Below are 15,056 nucleotides of genomic sequence, written 5' to 3'. Positions count from 1 at the left end.
GGCCAACAGAGCGTGAACGGGAGCGGAAGGATCGGCTAATCGGGCGACGCGGGGGCGACGCGAATCAGGCCCGCCGCGGGCTCGTCGCCCAGCCGCGACAGTTCCGCCTGCACCGCGATCCAGTCGGTGCCGCTGAAACGTATCCTGTAGACCAGCTCACGAATGCGCCCGGCCGACGAAACCTCCCGGCATGCCTCGCGGTAGGCCGCCACGTCGTCGGGATGCAGTTGCGGCCGCTCGGTCAGCCAGCGCTGCAGCGGGGGCGGCGGCTCGTTGGTCCACTCGTAGACGAGCCCCATCACGAGTTCCACGAAGCCGACGCCGACACCGGCGGCCCGTGCGACGGCACGGGTCATCGCCAGGTCCGCGGCGGGCTGTGAGCTGGTATCGGTGGCCTCGTAGACCAGCGCCCGCGTCACGTGCTTCTCGCCGCGGTGCACGCGCACCACCATGCGGATGACCCGTACCCGCCCGTCGTCACCGCGAAAGTCCGCCTCGCCCTGCCAGAAACCCGTGGGATCGGTCCCCGCGACGATCGCCATGTACTCCATCCGGCCGTCGAAACGCACCATCCGGCCGAATACCTCCGGCGGCGTCCGCACCGCCCGGACGTCCTGCGGCGCCCTGCCGAAGACCAGCTCCTCCAGGCCCGGACCGTGGTGTGCCAGTTCGGTTTCCGACATCCAGTCCCAGGCCGCCACCGCCGGTCGCGGCGGCGGGCGGTCGCCGGACTCCCCTACCCACAGCTGCACGCCGTGCACGGAGCCGAACGCACAGCGGACCGGAAGGACCACCCCACACAGCCCATCGGCGGCGATCCGGACCTCCGGATCCGAACCGTGTCGGAGGCGATCGACGAGCGTGGTCATCAGATCGGCGGCCTTCGGGCCGACCGTGCGCCGCGACCGGGACACGCTCGTCCACTCCCGGGCCCGGCGGCCGTCGGCGACGACCGTCGGCTCCGAGCCGAGCGTCTCCACCAGGAGCCAGTCGTTGCCGGTCATGGCGGAAAGCATGGCAGAACCCCCACGGGCCGGGTCGGCAGCCCCGGCGGTGCCGCGGTCAGATCCGGTTGGCGCCCCGGGACACCCTGGGTAGCTCGAGGTCGAGCGGGATCCGCCCCAGCGTCAGGTGGGTCTCGACCTCGTCGCCCGGCATCGGCCGGGCGATCAGGAAGCCCTGTGCCCGGTAGCAGCCCAGGCCGACCAGCGTGCGGGCCGCGACGGCTGTCTCCACACCCTCGCCCACGACGCCGAGCCCGAACGAACCGGCCAGGCCGACAATGGATTTCACGATGGCGAGATCGTCGGTGCTGACCCCCAGCCGCTGCACGAAACCACGATCGATCTTGACCGCGTCCACCGGCAGCGCCTTCAGATGCGACAGCGAACTGTAGCCCGTCCCGAAATCGTCGATGGCGATCTGCACGCCCATCCGCTTGAGCCCGCGCAGCGTGACCTGGGTCCGCGCGAGATCCTGCACCACCACGTGCTCGGTGATCTCCAGGCATACCGAGCTGCCGTCGATTCCGAAGCGGCGCAGCTCATCTTCGACGCGCTCCACGAAGTCGAGGCTGACCAGTTGCACCGGCGACACGTTGATCCGGATCACCACATTCGAGGCCAGCCCGCGCCGCCGCCACTCCGCGAACTGGGCGCAGGCCGACCGGATCACCCAGCGGCCGAGCTCGCCCGCCAGATTCGTCGCCTCGGCCACCCCGACGAACGCGCCCGGCGGCAGCAGCCCGCGCGTCGGGTGCTGCCAGCGCACCAGCGCCTCCAGCGCGACGATGCGGCCCGTGCGCAGGTCGACCTCCGGCTGATAGTGCAGCAGCAGCGAACCGTCGGACACCGCGCCGCGCAGGTTCAGCTCGACATCGTCCTGCAATTCGAATTGCGCGCGCATGGCATCGGTGAAGACAGCAACCCCGTCGCCACCACCGGATTTCGCCGACAGCAGTGCGTGATCGGCTCTCCGCAACACATCGGCGACCGTCGTCTCACCCGGAATCCCCAATGCCACACCGACACTCGCACCGCGGCTGACGGATTCCCCGCCGACGGAGACACGCCTGATGATCAATTGGTGAATCCGGGTGGCTTCCAATTCCGCGGCCACCGCATCCATCGGTTTGGCGGGCACGATCACGAACTCGTCACCGCCGAGGCGGGCGATCATATCGTTCGGGTCGAGATGCTCCTGCAGCCGAATGGAAAGGGTCCGAATGAAATTGTCTCCGGCGGTATGACCGAGAAAATCGTTGAGCGCCTTCAAACGATCGAGATCGAGGAAGAACGCGGCCACCGGCCCGGGGCTGCCCGGGCGCAGCCGCTCCTCCATGTGCTCGAGCAGGGCGCGCCGATTCGCCAGGCCGGTGAGATCGTCGTGCAGGGCGATGTAGCGCAGCCGCTCCTCGGCGACCACGCGGGCCTGCAATTGCCCCAGCAGTGCCGCAATCGCCTTGAGCACGTTGATTTCCCGGGTGCTCCACTCCCGGTCGCTCAGCTTCATGAAGCCGAGCAGACCGGTCGGCTCGCCGCGAGACATCAGCGGCACGGTCGCCGAGGTGACCCCGGAGATGCCCGACGACTTCCGGATCGTCTCCTGGTAGTCGGCGAATTCCGGTGTGGGGCGGACGATCATCGGCTCGGTCGCGTACTCCATCGCGCGGAAGACGGAGTCGGCCTGATCGAAGTAGACGACCTCGAGCGGGTCCGGATCGGGAACGGACGGGCGCCGCGGCCATTCGGCCACCAGCACCGTCGCGCGCCGCTCCCGGTCGGTATGACGGACGAAACTGAAGTCGACGTCGAAGTACTCGACCAGCTTGGCCAGCACGCGTTCGGTCGCCGCCACCATCGTCGTGGCGTCGACACCCATCAACTCCGCGGCAACCTGAGTCACCAGTGAGTCGAGCGTTCGCCGAGGCACCTTGTCTCCGATCGTGCTATCCGCGGGCATCCGCGTCATGGGCCGGAAGCCATCCGTCGCCGACAGTCGCACCCGGCTCGTGACTCGGACTAAGTACCAACGCCTTACTGTGTCGTACCGGCACCCCCAGCAGGTCGATGAATCCGCCCTGAAGTGACGCTAGTGTATAGGCGGATTCCGATGAAATCGCGGCGAGTTCGCGGGAGCGCCGCAAGTAGTCGATCTCAATTTCCATACCGGCGCAGCATCCTTGCTCTCCGCGCGTCGGCAAACACCGCATACCAGCAACGGGCTTCCGTCCCGGGCGCATCCGGCTCGGCACGTAACAGTGCATCTCGCAACTTCGCAGCATTTGCCTCGTAAGTCCGAGTATCCCACCGAATCGGCACACTCCGAAGACTCTCGTGCGCGCTCGCATCCGCGGCTGTCGTCGGGCCGACCGCGCTCGCTGGGACAGTCATACAGTTCCTACTCCGTTTGCTGCGCGGTGCCGCGCGACCATCCGGCCCTCCCCGCACCGGCCGGACCGTGTCCGGTATCCGGGGTGTGGCCGCCTAGGCAGTATCCGTCATCCGACCGGAATTGACCAGACGTCCGGCAAATCTTCCGAAACCTGAGCGGACGGTTCGAAATCTGCCCAGGTCAGAGGGAGTAGGTTGATAACCGGACAGAATCTAAAGACCGGTTGGTACCAGAGTAGCTACTGAACGGCTACCTAAACGAGGATGGAGATGAGCAGCTCCACCTCGGCCGATCCGCGCCAGATCTCGATCTCCTCACGGTAGGCCCGGGTGATCTCGGCCGAGGCCGTCGCGTCGTCGACCTGCGCCCAGACGTCCTCGACCGGGTCGTGATAGTCGCCGTTGGGCTCGAAGCGGGCGTACACGCCCTTGGGGACCCGGATCAGCACATCGCCGACCGGCACCGCGTCGACGGCCGGGTAGTCGTAGCTGACCAGCACGTTGTAATTGCCGGACGGGTCGGGCACGTACACCGTGTACAGCGGGTGGTCGGCGCCGTCGCGGTCGCGCAGCCGATCGCGCAGGAACTCGATCAGCTCGCTGTTGCTCACCTTGAAACTCGGGCGCACCCGCGGCACCACCAGGCCGCCGTAGATCCCCGCCTCGCGCACCACGATCGAATAGGTCATGCCTGCACCTCGACCGCCAGGTACAGATCGATCTTGTAGGCGTGCGGATAGCACTCGAAGTCCCCCGTGTAGGTCCGTTTGATCTGCTTGTGTTCCTCGGCGTAGGCGATCTGGGTCCATAGATCGGTCATGATCTGGGGGAAGTTGCCCACCGAGGAGAATCGCGCGTAGGGACCGCGCGGTAGCCGCGCGATGATGTGACCGCGGGTGACCTCGTCGAACGACTTGCACTCGTAACCGACGATCTGGGTGTTGAAGGTGTTCAGCTCGTGCGAGAAGTCGGTGTACGCCGACGCCAGCGGACCGCCGAGGTCCTGGTGCAGGACCGTGGCCCAGGCCGCCTCCAGATCGTGGTCACGCAGCTCTCCGAGCGGGCGTTTGGGACTCCGCACCGGGAGCCCGGCGACCCACGTCTCGTCCCGCTCGACGATCTCAAACTGCATGGAAGAAACTCTCTCGAGGTGATCGCGTGGGCTGCGCGCAACGCGGTGGCTGCCGCGCATACCGTCCGGCCAGGAACGTCATGCTATCAACCCACCCCGTGAGAGATCGGCGACACGACTTCGCCGCCCGGCATGACCCGGCCGGACGCCGTGTCGCGGTCCTCCGGGCGTGGTCAAGGCGGTTTCCGTGGCGGCCGGGCGCAATCGGCCCGGCAGCCGACCGCAGCAATGCAAACTCGTAGTTATCCATACATCGTAGATCTGGAGGTCCGCCCGGATGGTGTACCGGAATCTGGCCGCGATGGACGCGGCGCTCGCCGACTGCCGCGCCTGCCCGCGGCTGGTGGCCTGGCGCGAGCGCGTGGCGCGAGAGAAACGCGCGTCCTTCCGCGACGAGACCTACTGGGGCCGCCCCGTGACAGGGTATGGGCCCGCCGATGCCCGGCTGCTGGTCGTCGGGCTGGCGCCCGCGGCGCACGGCGGGAACCGGACCGGGCGGATGTTCACCGGAGACCGCAGCGGCGATGTGCTCTATGCCGCCATGTACGAGGTCGGCCTGGCCAATCAGCCGACCGCCACCCACCGCGGCGACGGATTCGAACTGCTCGGCGCGCGGGTCACCGCGCCCGTCCACTGCGCGCCGCCGGACAACAAGCCGACCCCGGACGAACGCGATCGGTGCCGACACTGGCTGATCACCGAACTGGGACTGCTCGCGCCCACCGTGCGCTCGATCGTGGTGCTCGGCGGGTGGGGCTGGCAGGCGCTCATGCCCGCGCTGACCGAGGCGGGGTGGGAGGTGCCGCGACCGCGCCCGAAATTCGGTCACGGGGTGCGATATTCGATCGCCCCGGCCCGCGACGACCGGAACCCGCTGGAACTGTTCGGCTCCTACCACGTCAGCCAGCAGAACACCTTCACCGGCAGACTCACCCCGGCCATGCTCGAAGCGGTGCTGTCCCAGGCGAAGTCGGCCGCCGGGCTGTAGCTGCGCAACGGCACTCGCCGTCGTTCCGGCGCGCTCTCGGCCGGAACCCACTGCGACCGAGGTTATCGCCGGTCTTCCGGGAAGCCGTTGCGGTCGACGACACTCACCACCGGCAGCGTCGACGATTCATGACTCAGCTCCATATCGACGGAGCCGACGTCTCCGCCGCGGACGCTCACTCGCGTGGTCACCGGGGCGTAGCCGCTGGCGACCACCGTGTAGCTGCCCTCGTCGAGGTTGCCGAAGCCGTAGGTGCCGTCGGATCCCGTGGTGAGGGTGTCGACCACATTGCCCAGCGAATCCGCCAGCGTCACATAGGCATCCGCCACGGGTCGCCCGTCGGCCGCCCGCACCACGCCGCGCAGCCGCACACCCGGCCGCAACGCCACCTCGATCCGGGTGGTGTCGCTGCCCGAGACCCGCACGGGAACGGCCGTCGGATGAAATCCGAATGCGCTGACCGCGACCGTGAACTCGCCCTCCGGCAACTCGTCGACCCCGAACCGGCCGTCGAGATCGGTTTCCGCGGAAGCCAATACCTCGCCGCGCAGATCGAGCGCCGACACGTGTGCGTTCGGGACCGGAGTCCGATCACCGGCCCGCGTCACCGTGCCCGCCAGCCCGGCCATCGCGGACAGGGTGACATCGCAGGACACCGGGCGGTCACCGAGTGAGACCGTCGACGCGTCGGGGCGGCGGCCCTCGGCGGAGGCGATGAGCACGTAGGACCCGGATGTCGGTGCGGCCAGTTCGTAGTATCCGTCGGACCGCGACAGCGCCCTGCCCAGCTGCTGCCCGGAGGGTGAGATCAACGTCAGTGTCGCACCGGTGACCGCCGCGCCCCGGGTATCGTGCACCCGGCCGTGCAGGACCGGCCCGCCCGCCATCGAGGGTTCACCGGAACCGTTGCGCGCCGTGCCGTTCGCGCCCGCGGCCGCCACCACCGGCATCGACCGCTCCGCGGGGCTGCTCACCAATGTCTGTGCCGGAATGGACTGCACGGCAGCATCATCCGGCTCCGGCGCGCGGTCGGTATCGGCCGCATGACGGGGGGTGTGCGTCGCGGCGGCCCGCCGCCCGGGGATGAAGACCGCGACCACCGCGCCGAGGGCGGCCACGCCGCAGCCGATCAGCAGGCCGACCCGGAAACCGTTCTCGGTCGGGATGGAATGACCGCCGAGCGTCGTGCTCAACTGCGCCAGTACCGCGCCGATCACCGCCGCGGCCGTCGACGTTCCGATCGAGCGCATCAGCGTGTTGAAGCTGTTGGCCGCCGCCGTTTCCGACTGCGGCACCGCCCCCATCACCAGGGCGGGCATGGCGCCGTAGGCGAATCCGACACCGACATTGATGATGAGGGTGACCACCAGCAGTCCCCAGGTGGTGCTCATCAGGCCGATCGACGAGCCGTAACCGCCGGCGATGACGACACACCCGACGATCAGGGTGACCTTGGGCCCGCTCAGCGCCGACAGCTTGGCGCCGATCGGGGACACCGCCATCATCATCAGACCGGCGGGCGCCATCCACAGCCCCATCGCCATCATCGACTGACCCAGGCCGTACCCGGTGGACTCCGGCAGCTGCAACAGTTGCGGCACGATCAGCGACTGCGCGTACATGGCCATTCCGACCACGATCGACGCGGCATTGGTCAGCAGCACCTGCGGCCGCGCCGTCACCCGCAGATCGACCAGCGGATCGCGCAGCCGCAGCTCCCACCAGCCCCACAGCAGCAGCACCACGACGGCGGCGACGAACAAGCCGATGGTGAGGCCGCTGGTCCACCCCCAGGTCGCTCCCTTGGACACCGCAAGCAGCAGACAGACCAGCCCGGCACCGAGGCCGAGCGCACCGAGCACATCGAAGCGCCCTCCGGCACCGCTGGGCGGGGTCGCGGGGATGACGGCGAAGATCAGCAGACCCACCAGCGCGGCGAGTACGGCGACACCCCAGAACAGCACCCGCCAGCTGCTGTATTCGATGACGGCGGCGGCCAGCGGCAGGCCGAGCGCACCGCCGATTCCCAGCGACGAGCTGATCAGCGCGATACCCGACCCGAGCCGCTCCGGCGGCAGCAGATCGCGCAGCGCCGCGATGCCGACGGGGATCAGGCCCACGCACATCCCCTGCAGCACACGCCCGATGACCATCGGCCACAGCGACGTCGCCACGGCGCAGATCACCGAACCGACGACCAGCGGCACGATCGACGCCAGCAGCACCTTGCGCTTGCCGATCAGATCGCCGAGTCGCCCCGCCACCGGCGTGGTCACGGCACCGGCCAGCAGGCTCGCGGTCACCACCCAGGTGGCGTTGGACGCGCTGGTGTGCAGCAACTGCGGCATCTGCCCGAGCAGCGGCACCACCAGGGTCTGCGTCAACGACGCGACGATCCCGGCGAACGCCATCACCGCCAGGATCGCGGCCGGACGCTTGGCTTCGGTCTTCTGCACGCCGGTCTTCTCCCTCATTGCCGCTTCGTGTGCATTATGCACACTACATGCGATGTGCATCGTACACATCTCGGCGGCAGTGGGAGTGACAGACCTCTCATGCCACGTGTGCCAGTCCTGCGGGCAGCGGGCGCGGACGGGCCTCGGCGCTGGTGCCGACCGCTCGTAGGATTGCGCTCATGATCGATGCTGCCGACCGCGCCTACCTCGCACGTTGCGTCGAACTCGCGGAGCAGACCCTCGAGCGTGGCAACGAGCCGTTCGGCTCGATCCTGGTCGACGACGGCGCGGTCGTCGCCGAGGCGGTCAACCAGGTCGGCGGCGGCGACCACACCCGGCACCCCGAGTTCGAGCTGGCGCGCTGGGCGGCCACCCATCTCCCCGCGGATCGGCGCGCTCGCGCGACCGTCTACACCTCCGGCGAGCACTGCCCGATGTGCTCGGCAGCGCACGCCTGGGCGGGCCTCGGCCGCATCGTCTACGCCAGCTCGACCGCCCAGCTGACCGGCTGGCGCGCCGAACTCGGCCTGCCGGCCGGCCCGGTCCGGCCGCTGCCGATCACCGAGATCGCACCCGGCCTCCCCGTCGACGGGCCGGACGACGAACTCGCCGAGCGTGTGCGCGAACTCCACCGGCGGCATGCGCGGCCGAGACCGCGGTAGCCTTATCCGACGGCGCGCAAGAAGGTGCCCGCTCGCAGGGTTTCGCCGAAACCGTCTGCGAATTCACCCTTTTCGTAGACCGGTACCCCGTTCACGATCGTTGCCGTCACCGCGCCGTCGTTGCGGTTGACCATGCGCTGCACGCCGGGTGCGCCCGGCATCGGCGCCTCGCGATAGGCCGCGCTGGAGCCGTCGAATCCGGCCGGGTCGAAGATCGCGATGTCGGCGCGGGCGCCGGGGGCGATGCGGCCGGTGTCCAGGCCGTACCACTGCGCCAGTTCGCCGGTGAGCCGGTGCACGGCCCGTTCGACGGGCAGGAATCCGTCGCGGTGCACGCGCTCGAGGAACCGGACGCCCATGTTGTAGAAGGCCATATTACGTAGGTGCGCACCGGAATCCGCGAACCCCATCTGCACGTGCGGCGAGCGCGCCAGCCGATTCAACTCGGCGTCGCGGTCGTTGGCGATGGTGGTGTGCCAGCGCAGCTGCGAGCCGTGCTGCACCACCAGGTCCAGCAGCGCGTCGGGCGGCAATATCCCACGCTCGTCGGCGATCTCGCCGAAGGAGCGGCCGATCACCGAGCCGTCCGGGCAGGCGACGATCTCGGCGTCGTGCAGGTCGCGATGCCACACGCGGGAGCCGAACTTCTTGGCCATATCCTTGCGGAATGCGCGGCGGAACTCCGGGTCGTCGAGAAATTCGTGGCGCTGCAACAGGTCTCGGATATTGAGCGCGGCCACGCCGGAGCCGAACTCCTCGAACACCACGAGATCGACACCGTCGGCGTAGACCTCGAACGGGACCGGCAGATGCTGCCAGCGGAATTCGGCGCCCAGTGCCCGGTTCGCCAGCGCCGCAACGGTTGTGGCCAGCCGCACCACGGCGCGGTCGGCCTTGATGTCGGCGGCGGAGATCAGCGTGGTCTTCAACGGCTTGCCGCGACGGCGCGCGCTCTGCAGGAAGAAGTGCGCCATCTCCAGCCTGCTGGTGAGGTTCGGCGTGCTCTGGTGAATCCGATTGCGTTCCCGCAGTAGGTCGTTGAGCTCCCGATACTCCGACCAGGAGGCGTAGGTGGACGGCAGTTGCCGACCCGGATAGCGCTTCCCCTCGAGCTTGGAGAAGGAGCTGCGGATCGTGGACAGTCCCACGAAGCCCGCGTCCAATGCCTCGGTGAGCATCTGCGCCATCTGCCGCCGCTCGGCCCGCGTAGCCTGCGCCTTGCCGTCGGAGGCCCGGGCCAGGCCCATGGCCGCCACCCGGATATCCGAATGCCCCAGGAACGCGGCCACATTCACCCCGAGCGGCCGCGATTCCAGCGCCGCGACATAGCTTTTCGGATCCCGCCAGTCCCGATGCTCCTTCACCGCAGCGTGCACCACATCCCACGGCAGCGCCTCCACCCGCGCGAACATATCCGCGCAGTCCTCGGCCTCGGAGTAGACCGTGGACAGCGAGCAGTTGCCGAATACGACGGAGGTGACGCCGTGCCGGGCCGACTCCCCCAGCCCCGGCGCGAACAGCACCTCGGCGTCGTAGTGGGTGTGCACGTCGATCAGCCCCGGCGTCACCCACTTACCGGCCGCGTCGATCGTCCGCGCGCCCTCGCCGAGGTCGATGCCGATCGCCGCGACCATTCCAGCCCTGATCCCGACGTCGGCCCTGACCGGCGGCGCCCCCGTCCCGTCGTAGACCGTTCCCCCGCGTACGACGACGTCATATCCGGCCATGCGAGACCTCCGCACACTCCCCGACTTTTCGATACATCACTGTATCGAACCCACCCCCACCTCGACTACCCCTCAATCCACCCCACCCCGGCCACACCACCCCCACCAGCCGATTCGGAACCACAGCCACCCACCTGCTAAAGTTCTCCAGCGTGGTTCGGCAACGAGTCACACGGGGCTATGGCGCAGTTGGTAGCGCGTCTCGTTCGCATCGAGAAGGTCAGGGGTTCGATTCCCCTTAGCTCCACAAGTTGACCCGGAAACCGCCCTTGATCAGGGCTTTTTCCGCATTCCAGGCTTGAGACCACCTCCGCGCGAGTACCGCATGCCACCTGGTCAGAGCCATTTTTCGTGTTCTAGTAAGCGCCGCAAGGTGTGTGGTCATCGGTGTTGATTCCGTCGTAGGCACACTGTCGATACCACGACCGCAAGCCGTGCTCGCCACGAATGCGGCCTCACCTGGTCCTCATGGATCGATGTCAGGACCGAGTCCGCCCGTGCGTGTCGCGGGTGCGGACGCCACGCTCGCGCAGACGGTTCAACACCGTGGTCGAATCGACGGCAAGATGTCTTCCGACCCGTGCCAAGGACCAACCGAGACCGTAGAGGCGGATCGCCTCATCGATCTGGTCCGCAGACAAACCACGGCGACGCATCGGCACATCGTGCCGATGCAGGATGGCACTGACGGTACGGCGATCGACCCCGAACCGGTCGCCCAGCTCGGAGGTCGTAGCACCAGCCACATAGTCGCGCACCAGCATCCGAACTTGGTCCTGACCGAGTCGCCGCTTCCGACTCGGCGGAGACCGATGGGCAGACAGAGACGGCGATGGTGAACTCCCGCCACCGCTGCCAGTGCGGTTTTCACAACGACTTCGCCTGTCGCCCAGCTGTTCTCGCGCCAGCTCGACAAGCACCTCCGCAATCTTGCCGATGTCCGGGCGATCCCGGCGGACGCCGCGAACTCCGAGCTTGCCCCAGCGGGTAGCAGTCTCGATCGGTATCGTCATGCCTCCACTGTCTCTCCCCCAGGCAAGTCCGGGTCAAACTACCTGCCAGCAAAGCCCACCGCTGCAGCGGCCACCACGCATTAACCGGGACTCTCGGTCCATTGGAGCTTCAACGTTGCAACCAGCTCCGCGCCGCAATACACCAAACCCATTGGCAGCCAATCGGGTTGGGCGATATCACGGAATATCATGAGCGCCAACAATAATTACCGTGGGGATCAGACGGTGAGGACGACCTTGCCCTGGAGGTGGCCGCTCTCGATCAGCCGGTGTGCGTCGGCGATCCGCTCGAACGGGAAGGTCGCCTGGACGTGGACTCGGAGCTTGCCGTGGTCGACGAGGTCGACGAGCCCTTGCAGGGCGGCCGGATCGGGGTCGACCGCGACGCCGCTGAATCGCTTGCCCGCCGCGTCGAACTTCGCGATGAGCTCCGTATCCTCGTCGGCGACCGCGGTCACGAGGTGTCCCCCTGGTCGGAGCACGTCGAGTGAACGTGCGGCGGTATCGCCGCCGAGCGTGTCGAGCGCCACATCGATGTCGCCGACGACTTCGGCGAAGTCGACCGCCGTGTAATCGATGACCTCGTCGGCACCGAGTTCCTCGACGAACTCCCGCTTGCTCGCACTGACGGTGGTGATCACGTGTGCGCCCAGTGATTTCGCGATCTGGATCGCGACGTGACCGACCCCGCCACCACCGGCGTGGATCAGGACGCGGGTGCCCTCGCGCACGCCGCCGAGATCGACCAGGCCCTGCCACGCGGTCAGCCCGACGACCGGCAACGCCGCCGCCTCGACGTGCGAGAGCGATGCGGGCTTGCGCACCAGGTGCAGAGCCGGTGCCGCCACCAGTTCGGCGTACGCGTTGGCGGCACGCGGGAACAGCGGCATCCCGAACACCTCGTCACCGGGCCGCAACCGCCACGTCTGCGCCGTCTCGACCACGCCGCTGATATCCCAGCCGAGGATGAACGGCGGCCTGCCGAGCAGCGGGAACTCACCGGCGCGCAGACGCGGTTCGAGCGGGTTCAGCCCGATCGCCTCGACCCGGACGAGGACCTCGGTCGGCAGGGGCCGGGGCGGGGGCACTTCGGCGATGGTGAGGACCTCCGGCCCTCCGAGTGTGTGCTGGGTGATTACTCGCATCTTTCAACGATGATCGCCGACAGATAGGCGTACCACCGGTCTCACGCCAGAATATCCTGATAACCCGCCAGCCCTCCGAACGCCGCTTACAGTGTGTGTTGATGACCGAACTTGCGCCCGAGCCGGTGTTTTGGACCGACGACTCGCCGGTCTGCGAGCCCTTGGCCCACGGCGCGGAGGTCGCCCCGCACTTCCATGACTTCGGGCAGCTCAGGTATGCCGCTTCCGGAGCGCTGGTCACTACGACCGAGGTCGGCACCTGGGTGGCGCCGGCGAACCGCATGACCTGGGTGCCGCCATTCTCCGTACACAGCAGTCGCTCGCACGGCCAGACCGATATCCGAGTGCTCGGGGTCCCGGCGGCCCTGACCGAGCAGCTACCGAGGGAACCGTCGGTGTTCGTGGCCAGCGCGCTCGTACGCGAGGCATACCTGGCTATGACCGGCGACCGCGAACCCGCCGACAGCCCCCGCACCCGACTGCTGCTCGAGGTCGTCGTCACGGAACTCGCTCGCGCCGCGAAAGAACCACTACGCCTTCCGGAACCGCGCGACACGCGCCTCAAGGCAGTAACCGATCTGCTGCACGCCGACCCGGGCAGCCCGGCGACGCTGGCGGAGTTGGGGCACCGAACCGGTTCGAGCGAACGCACTCTCAGCCGGCTGTTCAGCAGCGAGCTATCGATGACCTTCCAGCACTGGCGCACGCTGCTGCGGATTCAGCGGGCAGTGATCGAACTCTCCGAAGGCACCTCGGTCACCGACACCGCGATACGGCTGGGCTGGGCGAACCCGAGCAGCTTCATCGATGCCTTCACCAACCTCGTCGGCCAGACACCCGGTCGCTACCGCGCTACGGCGCGCCACACCTTGGCGGGTTATCCGTAATTCCAGGCGGAACATCGGTGGTGCGCCCATGGTGTGGAGGCCCATCGTTGAGGTATGTCTCATGTCGACGTGCCCAGCGCTCCCGCCGCGGCCGCCTCCTCCGGAGTGACGCTGGGCGATCTGATCGTGCAGGCCCTCACCCGGCACAGCGCCTCCGAGGCATTCGTCGCCGGTGATCGGCGACTGACCTACACGCAAGTCGGAGATCTCGTCTCGCTGTACACGGCCGCGCTGGCCCGCCGGGGCGTGGGGCGCGGGGTGGGCGTCGCGATGCTCGGCCCGAACACGCCCGAATCATGGATTATCCAGGCCGCGACATACCTGACCGGCGGGCGCTTCACCGGCCTGCAGGCGCTGGCGTCGGTCGAGGACCACATCGTCGTCTGCGAGGACGCACAGGCCACGGTCCTGGTCGTTACCGATGCGCTCGAGGAGCACGGGCGCCACCTCCTCGCAGCAGTCGGCTCGCTGAGACACCTGCTGGTCGTCCCCGCCGCGGGGGGCCTACCCGAAGGCGAGTCGCACGCGGCTCGGCCACTCGACCCCGGCCCGGCCACCGAGACCGACGTCGCATGGCTGCAATACACCGGGGGGACGACCGGCCGGCCCAAGGGTGTGATGCAGCCGCACCGGTCGATGGTGCAGATGGTGTATGCGCAGCTGGCCGACTTCGAACAGCCGCATCTGCCGCGATATCTGGCCTCGGCCCCGCTCACCCATGCCGCCGGGCTCGGCGTCCTCCCTACATTGCTGCGCGGCGGCACCGTCGTGATCGAGCAGGGCTTCGACCCCGGCCGATTCCTGGACATCATCGATACCGAGCGCATCAACTGCCTCAGCGGCCTGCCGACGATGATCTACACGCTGCTGGACCACGAGCGCCCGGAGACCAGAGACCTGTCCAGCCTCGAGGTGATCTGGTATGCCACCGGGCCGATGTCTCCGGTGCGCCTGGCCGAAGCGCGGGAGCGGATCGGACCGGTCTTCGCCCAGATATACGGGCAGACGGAGTCGACTGGCATCGGGACGATCCTGCCAAAGGCCGCACACCGGACCACGAACCTGGAGCGACTCGCCTCCTGCGGCCGTCCCGTGGTCGGGAACCGCATCCGGCTCATCGACGACGACGGGCACGACGTTCGCCCGGGCGAGGTGGGCGAGATCGTCATGCGCAACCGCGGAGTCATGCTGGGCTACCGGAACCTTCCAGAGGAGACCGCAGCGGCGCTCGAAGGCGGCTGGCTGCACACCGGAGACCTGGCCCGTCAGGACGACGAGGGCCTGCTGTACATCGTCGACCGCAAGAAGGACATGATCATCTCCGGGGGTTTCAACATCTACGCGAGCGAAGTCGAGGCCGCCCTGACCGGGCACCCTTCGGTCGGCTCGGCGGCGGTGATCGGCGTACCCGACGACAGATGGGGCGAGAGCGTCACCGCGTTCGTGGTCGCGCGCCCCGGGCAGCAGGTCGACATCCGCGCGCTCCAGGGCTTCGTGAAGCAGGTCAAGGGCTCGATGTATGCGCCCAAACAGGTCGTTGTCGTCGATGCGCTGCCGCAGACGGCGGTCGGCAAGGTCGACAAGAAGGCGTTACGCGCGCCCTATTGGCGCGACTCGACCCGCAATGTCCACTGACAACTCCCACTCGCGAAAG

Annotated in this window: 12 protein-coding genes, 1 tRNA gene and 1 pseudogene; 5 read left to right on the top strand and 9 right to left on the bottom strand. The window is 68.1% G+C overall.

Annotation, left to right across the window (positions count from 1 at the left end):
* Nucleotides 1-35 precede the first annotated feature (35 nt).
* From NM1_RS17585 to NM1_RS17570, 4 genes are all read right to left on the bottom strand, one after another.
* The gene (locus NM1_RS17585; RefSeq protein WP_068020820.1) at nt 36-1,004 is read right to left on the bottom strand and encodes a GAF domain-containing protein; all 969 of its coding nucleotides are present in this window, start codon (nt 1,002-1,004) and stop codon (nt 36-38) included.
* 58 nt (nt 1,005-1,062) lie between these two features.
* Complete coding sequence (locus NM1_RS17580; protein ID WP_068020930.1) at nt 1,063-2,961, bottom strand: putative bifunctional diguanylate cyclase/phosphodiesterase; 1,899 nt, start codon at nt 2,959-2,961, stop codon at nt 1,063-1,065.
* Between the two features lie 685 nt (nt 2,962-3,646).
* The gene (locus NM1_RS17575) at nt 3,647-4,081 is read right to left on the bottom strand and encodes an effector binding domain-containing protein (RefSeq protein WP_068020819.1); all 435 of its coding nucleotides are present in this window, start codon (nt 4,079-4,081) and stop codon (nt 3,647-3,649) included.
* Entirely contained in the window at nt 4,078-4,524 is a 447-nt protein-coding gene (locus NM1_RS17570; RefSeq protein ID WP_068020817.1) for a GyrI-like domain-containing protein, read from the bottom strand. Before NM1_RS17570 ends, NM1_RS17575 begins: the two co-directional genes overlap by 4 nt.
* 277 nt (nt 4,525-4,801) lie before the next feature.
* On the opposite strand from NM1_RS17570, the gene NM1_RS17565 reads away from it, so the two are divergent.
* Complete coding sequence (locus tag NM1_RS17565; protein WP_068020814.1) at nt 4,802-5,512, top strand: uracil-DNA glycosylase; 711 nt, start codon at nt 4,802-4,804, stop codon at nt 5,510-5,512.
* A gap of 62 nt (nt 5,513-5,574) precedes the next feature.
* On the opposite strand, the gene NM1_RS44040 is transcribed toward NM1_RS17565, so the two are convergent.
* Together NM1_RS44040 and NM1_RS44035 are read right to left on the bottom strand one after the other, a co-directional pair.
* The gene (locus NM1_RS44040) at nt 5,575-6,399 is read right to left on the bottom strand and encodes an MSCRAMM family protein (RefSeq protein ID WP_246011015.1); all 825 of its coding nucleotides are present in this window, start codon (nt 6,397-6,399) and stop codon (nt 5,575-5,577) included.
* 177 nt (nt 6,400-6,576) lie between these two features.
* Nucleotides 6,577-7,986, bottom strand: a pseudogene (locus tag NM1_RS44035) (MFS transporter); the annotation flags it as partial.
* A gap of 161 nt (nt 7,987-8,147) precedes the next feature.
* On the opposite strand from NM1_RS44035, the gene NM1_RS17555 reads away from it, so the two are divergent.
* Nucleotides 8,148-8,630: a nucleoside deaminase gene (locus NM1_RS17555; protein WP_068020810.1), complete on the top strand. Its 483-nt coding sequence runs from the start codon at nt 8,148-8,150 to the stop codon at nt 8,628-8,630.
* A 2-nt stretch (nt 8,631-8,632) separates the two neighbouring features.
* Here NM1_RS17555 and NM1_RS17550 read toward each other — a convergent pair whose 3' ends face one another.
* On the bottom strand, nt 8,633-10,357 hold the full coding sequence (locus NM1_RS17550) for an N-acyl-D-amino-acid deacylase family protein (protein WP_068020808.1): 1,725 nt from the start codon (nt 10,355-10,357) through the stop codon (nt 8,633-8,635).
* 174 nt (nt 10,358-10,531) lie between these two features.
* On the opposite strand from NM1_RS17550, the gene NM1_RS17545 reads away from it, so the two are divergent.
* A tRNA-Ala gene (locus tag NM1_RS17545) sits at nt 10,532-10,604 on the top strand.
* A gap of 232 nt (nt 10,605-10,836) precedes the next feature.
* Here NM1_RS17545 and NM1_RS43560 read toward each other — a convergent pair.
* Both NM1_RS43560 and NM1_RS17535 read right to left on the bottom strand, forming a co-directional pair.
* Nucleotides 10,837-11,370 carry a hypothetical protein gene (locus NM1_RS43560; RefSeq protein ID WP_211339353.1) on the bottom strand — a complete coding sequence of 178 codons (534 nt, stop codon included), beginning with the start codon at nt 11,368-11,370 and terminating at the stop codon, nt 10,837-10,839.
* A 218-nt stretch (nt 11,371-11,588) separates the two neighbouring features.
* The gene (locus NM1_RS17535; protein ID WP_068020805.1) at nt 11,589-12,515 is read right to left on the bottom strand and encodes an NADP-dependent oxidoreductase; all 927 of its coding nucleotides are present in this window, start codon (nt 12,513-12,515) and stop codon (nt 11,589-11,591) included.
* Between the two features lie 101 nt (nt 12,516-12,616).
* Here NM1_RS17535 and NM1_RS17530 point away from each other — a divergent pair, with 101 nt between their 5' ends.
* Together NM1_RS17530 and NM1_RS17525 are read left to right on the top strand one after the other, a co-directional pair.
* On the top strand, nt 12,617-13,402 hold the full coding sequence (locus NM1_RS17530; RefSeq protein WP_068020802.1) for an AraC family transcriptional regulator: 786 nt from the start codon (nt 12,617-12,619) through the stop codon (nt 13,400-13,402).
* 54 nt (nt 13,403-13,456) lie between these two features.
* Nucleotides 13,457-15,037 (top strand): AMP-binding protein, encoded by a 1,581-nt coding sequence (locus tag NM1_RS17525; protein ID WP_068020800.1) that lies wholly within the window; start codon nt 13,457-13,459, stop codon nt 15,035-15,037.
* Nucleotides 15,038-15,056: the final 19 nt, after the last annotated feature.

The organism is Nocardia mexicana NBRC 108244 (assembly GCF_001613165.1).
GTDB classification, from domain to species: Bacteria; Actinomycetota; Actinomycetes; order Mycobacteriales; family Mycobacteriaceae; genus Nocardia; species Nocardia mexicana.
The sequence above is the reverse complement of the archived record's forward strand: the minus strand, read 5'-3'. Positions and strand labels throughout refer to the sequence as shown.

Bases quoted from the DNA above. Each gene is read 5' to 3' on its own strand.
- NM1_RS17585 (WP_068020820.1), bottom strand. From the start codon at position 1,004: ATGACCGGCAACGACTGGCTCCTGGTGGAGACGCTCGGCTCGGAGCCG.
- NM1_RS17580 (WP_068020930.1), bottom strand. From the start codon at position 2,961: ATGCCCGCGGATAGCACGATCGGAGACAAGGTGCCTCGGCGAACGCTC.
- NM1_RS17575 (WP_068020819.1), bottom strand. From the start codon at position 4,081: ATGACCTATTCGATCGTGGTGCGCGAGGCGGGGATCTACGGCGGCCTG.
- NM1_RS17570 (WP_068020817.1), bottom strand. From the start codon at position 4,524: ATGCAGTTTGAGATCGTCGAGCGGGACGAGACGTGGGTCGCCGGGCTC.
- NM1_RS17565 (WP_068020814.1), top strand. From the start codon at position 4,802: ATGGTGTACCGGAATCTGGCCGCGATGGACGCGGCGCTCGCCGACTGC.
- NM1_RS44040 (WP_246011015.1), bottom strand. From the start codon at position 6,399: ATGGCGGGCGGGCCGGTCCTGCACGGCCGGGTGCACGATACCCGGGGC.
- NM1_RS17555 (WP_068020810.1), top strand. From the start codon at position 8,148: ATGATCGATGCTGCCGACCGCGCCTACCTCGCACGTTGCGTCGAACTC.
- NM1_RS17550 (WP_068020808.1), bottom strand. From the start codon at position 10,357: ATGGCCGGATATGACGTCGTCGTACGCGGGGGAACGGTCTACGACGGG.
- NM1_RS43560 (WP_211339353.1), bottom strand. From the start codon at position 11,370: ATGACGATACCGATCGAGACTGCTACCCGCTGGGGCAAGCTCGGAGTT.
- NM1_RS17535 (WP_068020805.1), bottom strand. From the start codon at position 12,515: ATGCGAGTAATCACCCAGCACACACTCGGAGGGCCGGAGGTCCTCACC.
- NM1_RS17530 (WP_068020802.1), top strand. From the start codon at position 12,617: ATGACCGAACTTGCGCCCGAGCCGGTGTTTTGGACCGACGACTCGCCG.
- NM1_RS17525 (WP_068020800.1), top strand. From the start codon at position 13,457: ATGTCTCATGTCGACGTGCCCAGCGCTCCCGCCGCGGCCGCCTCCTCC.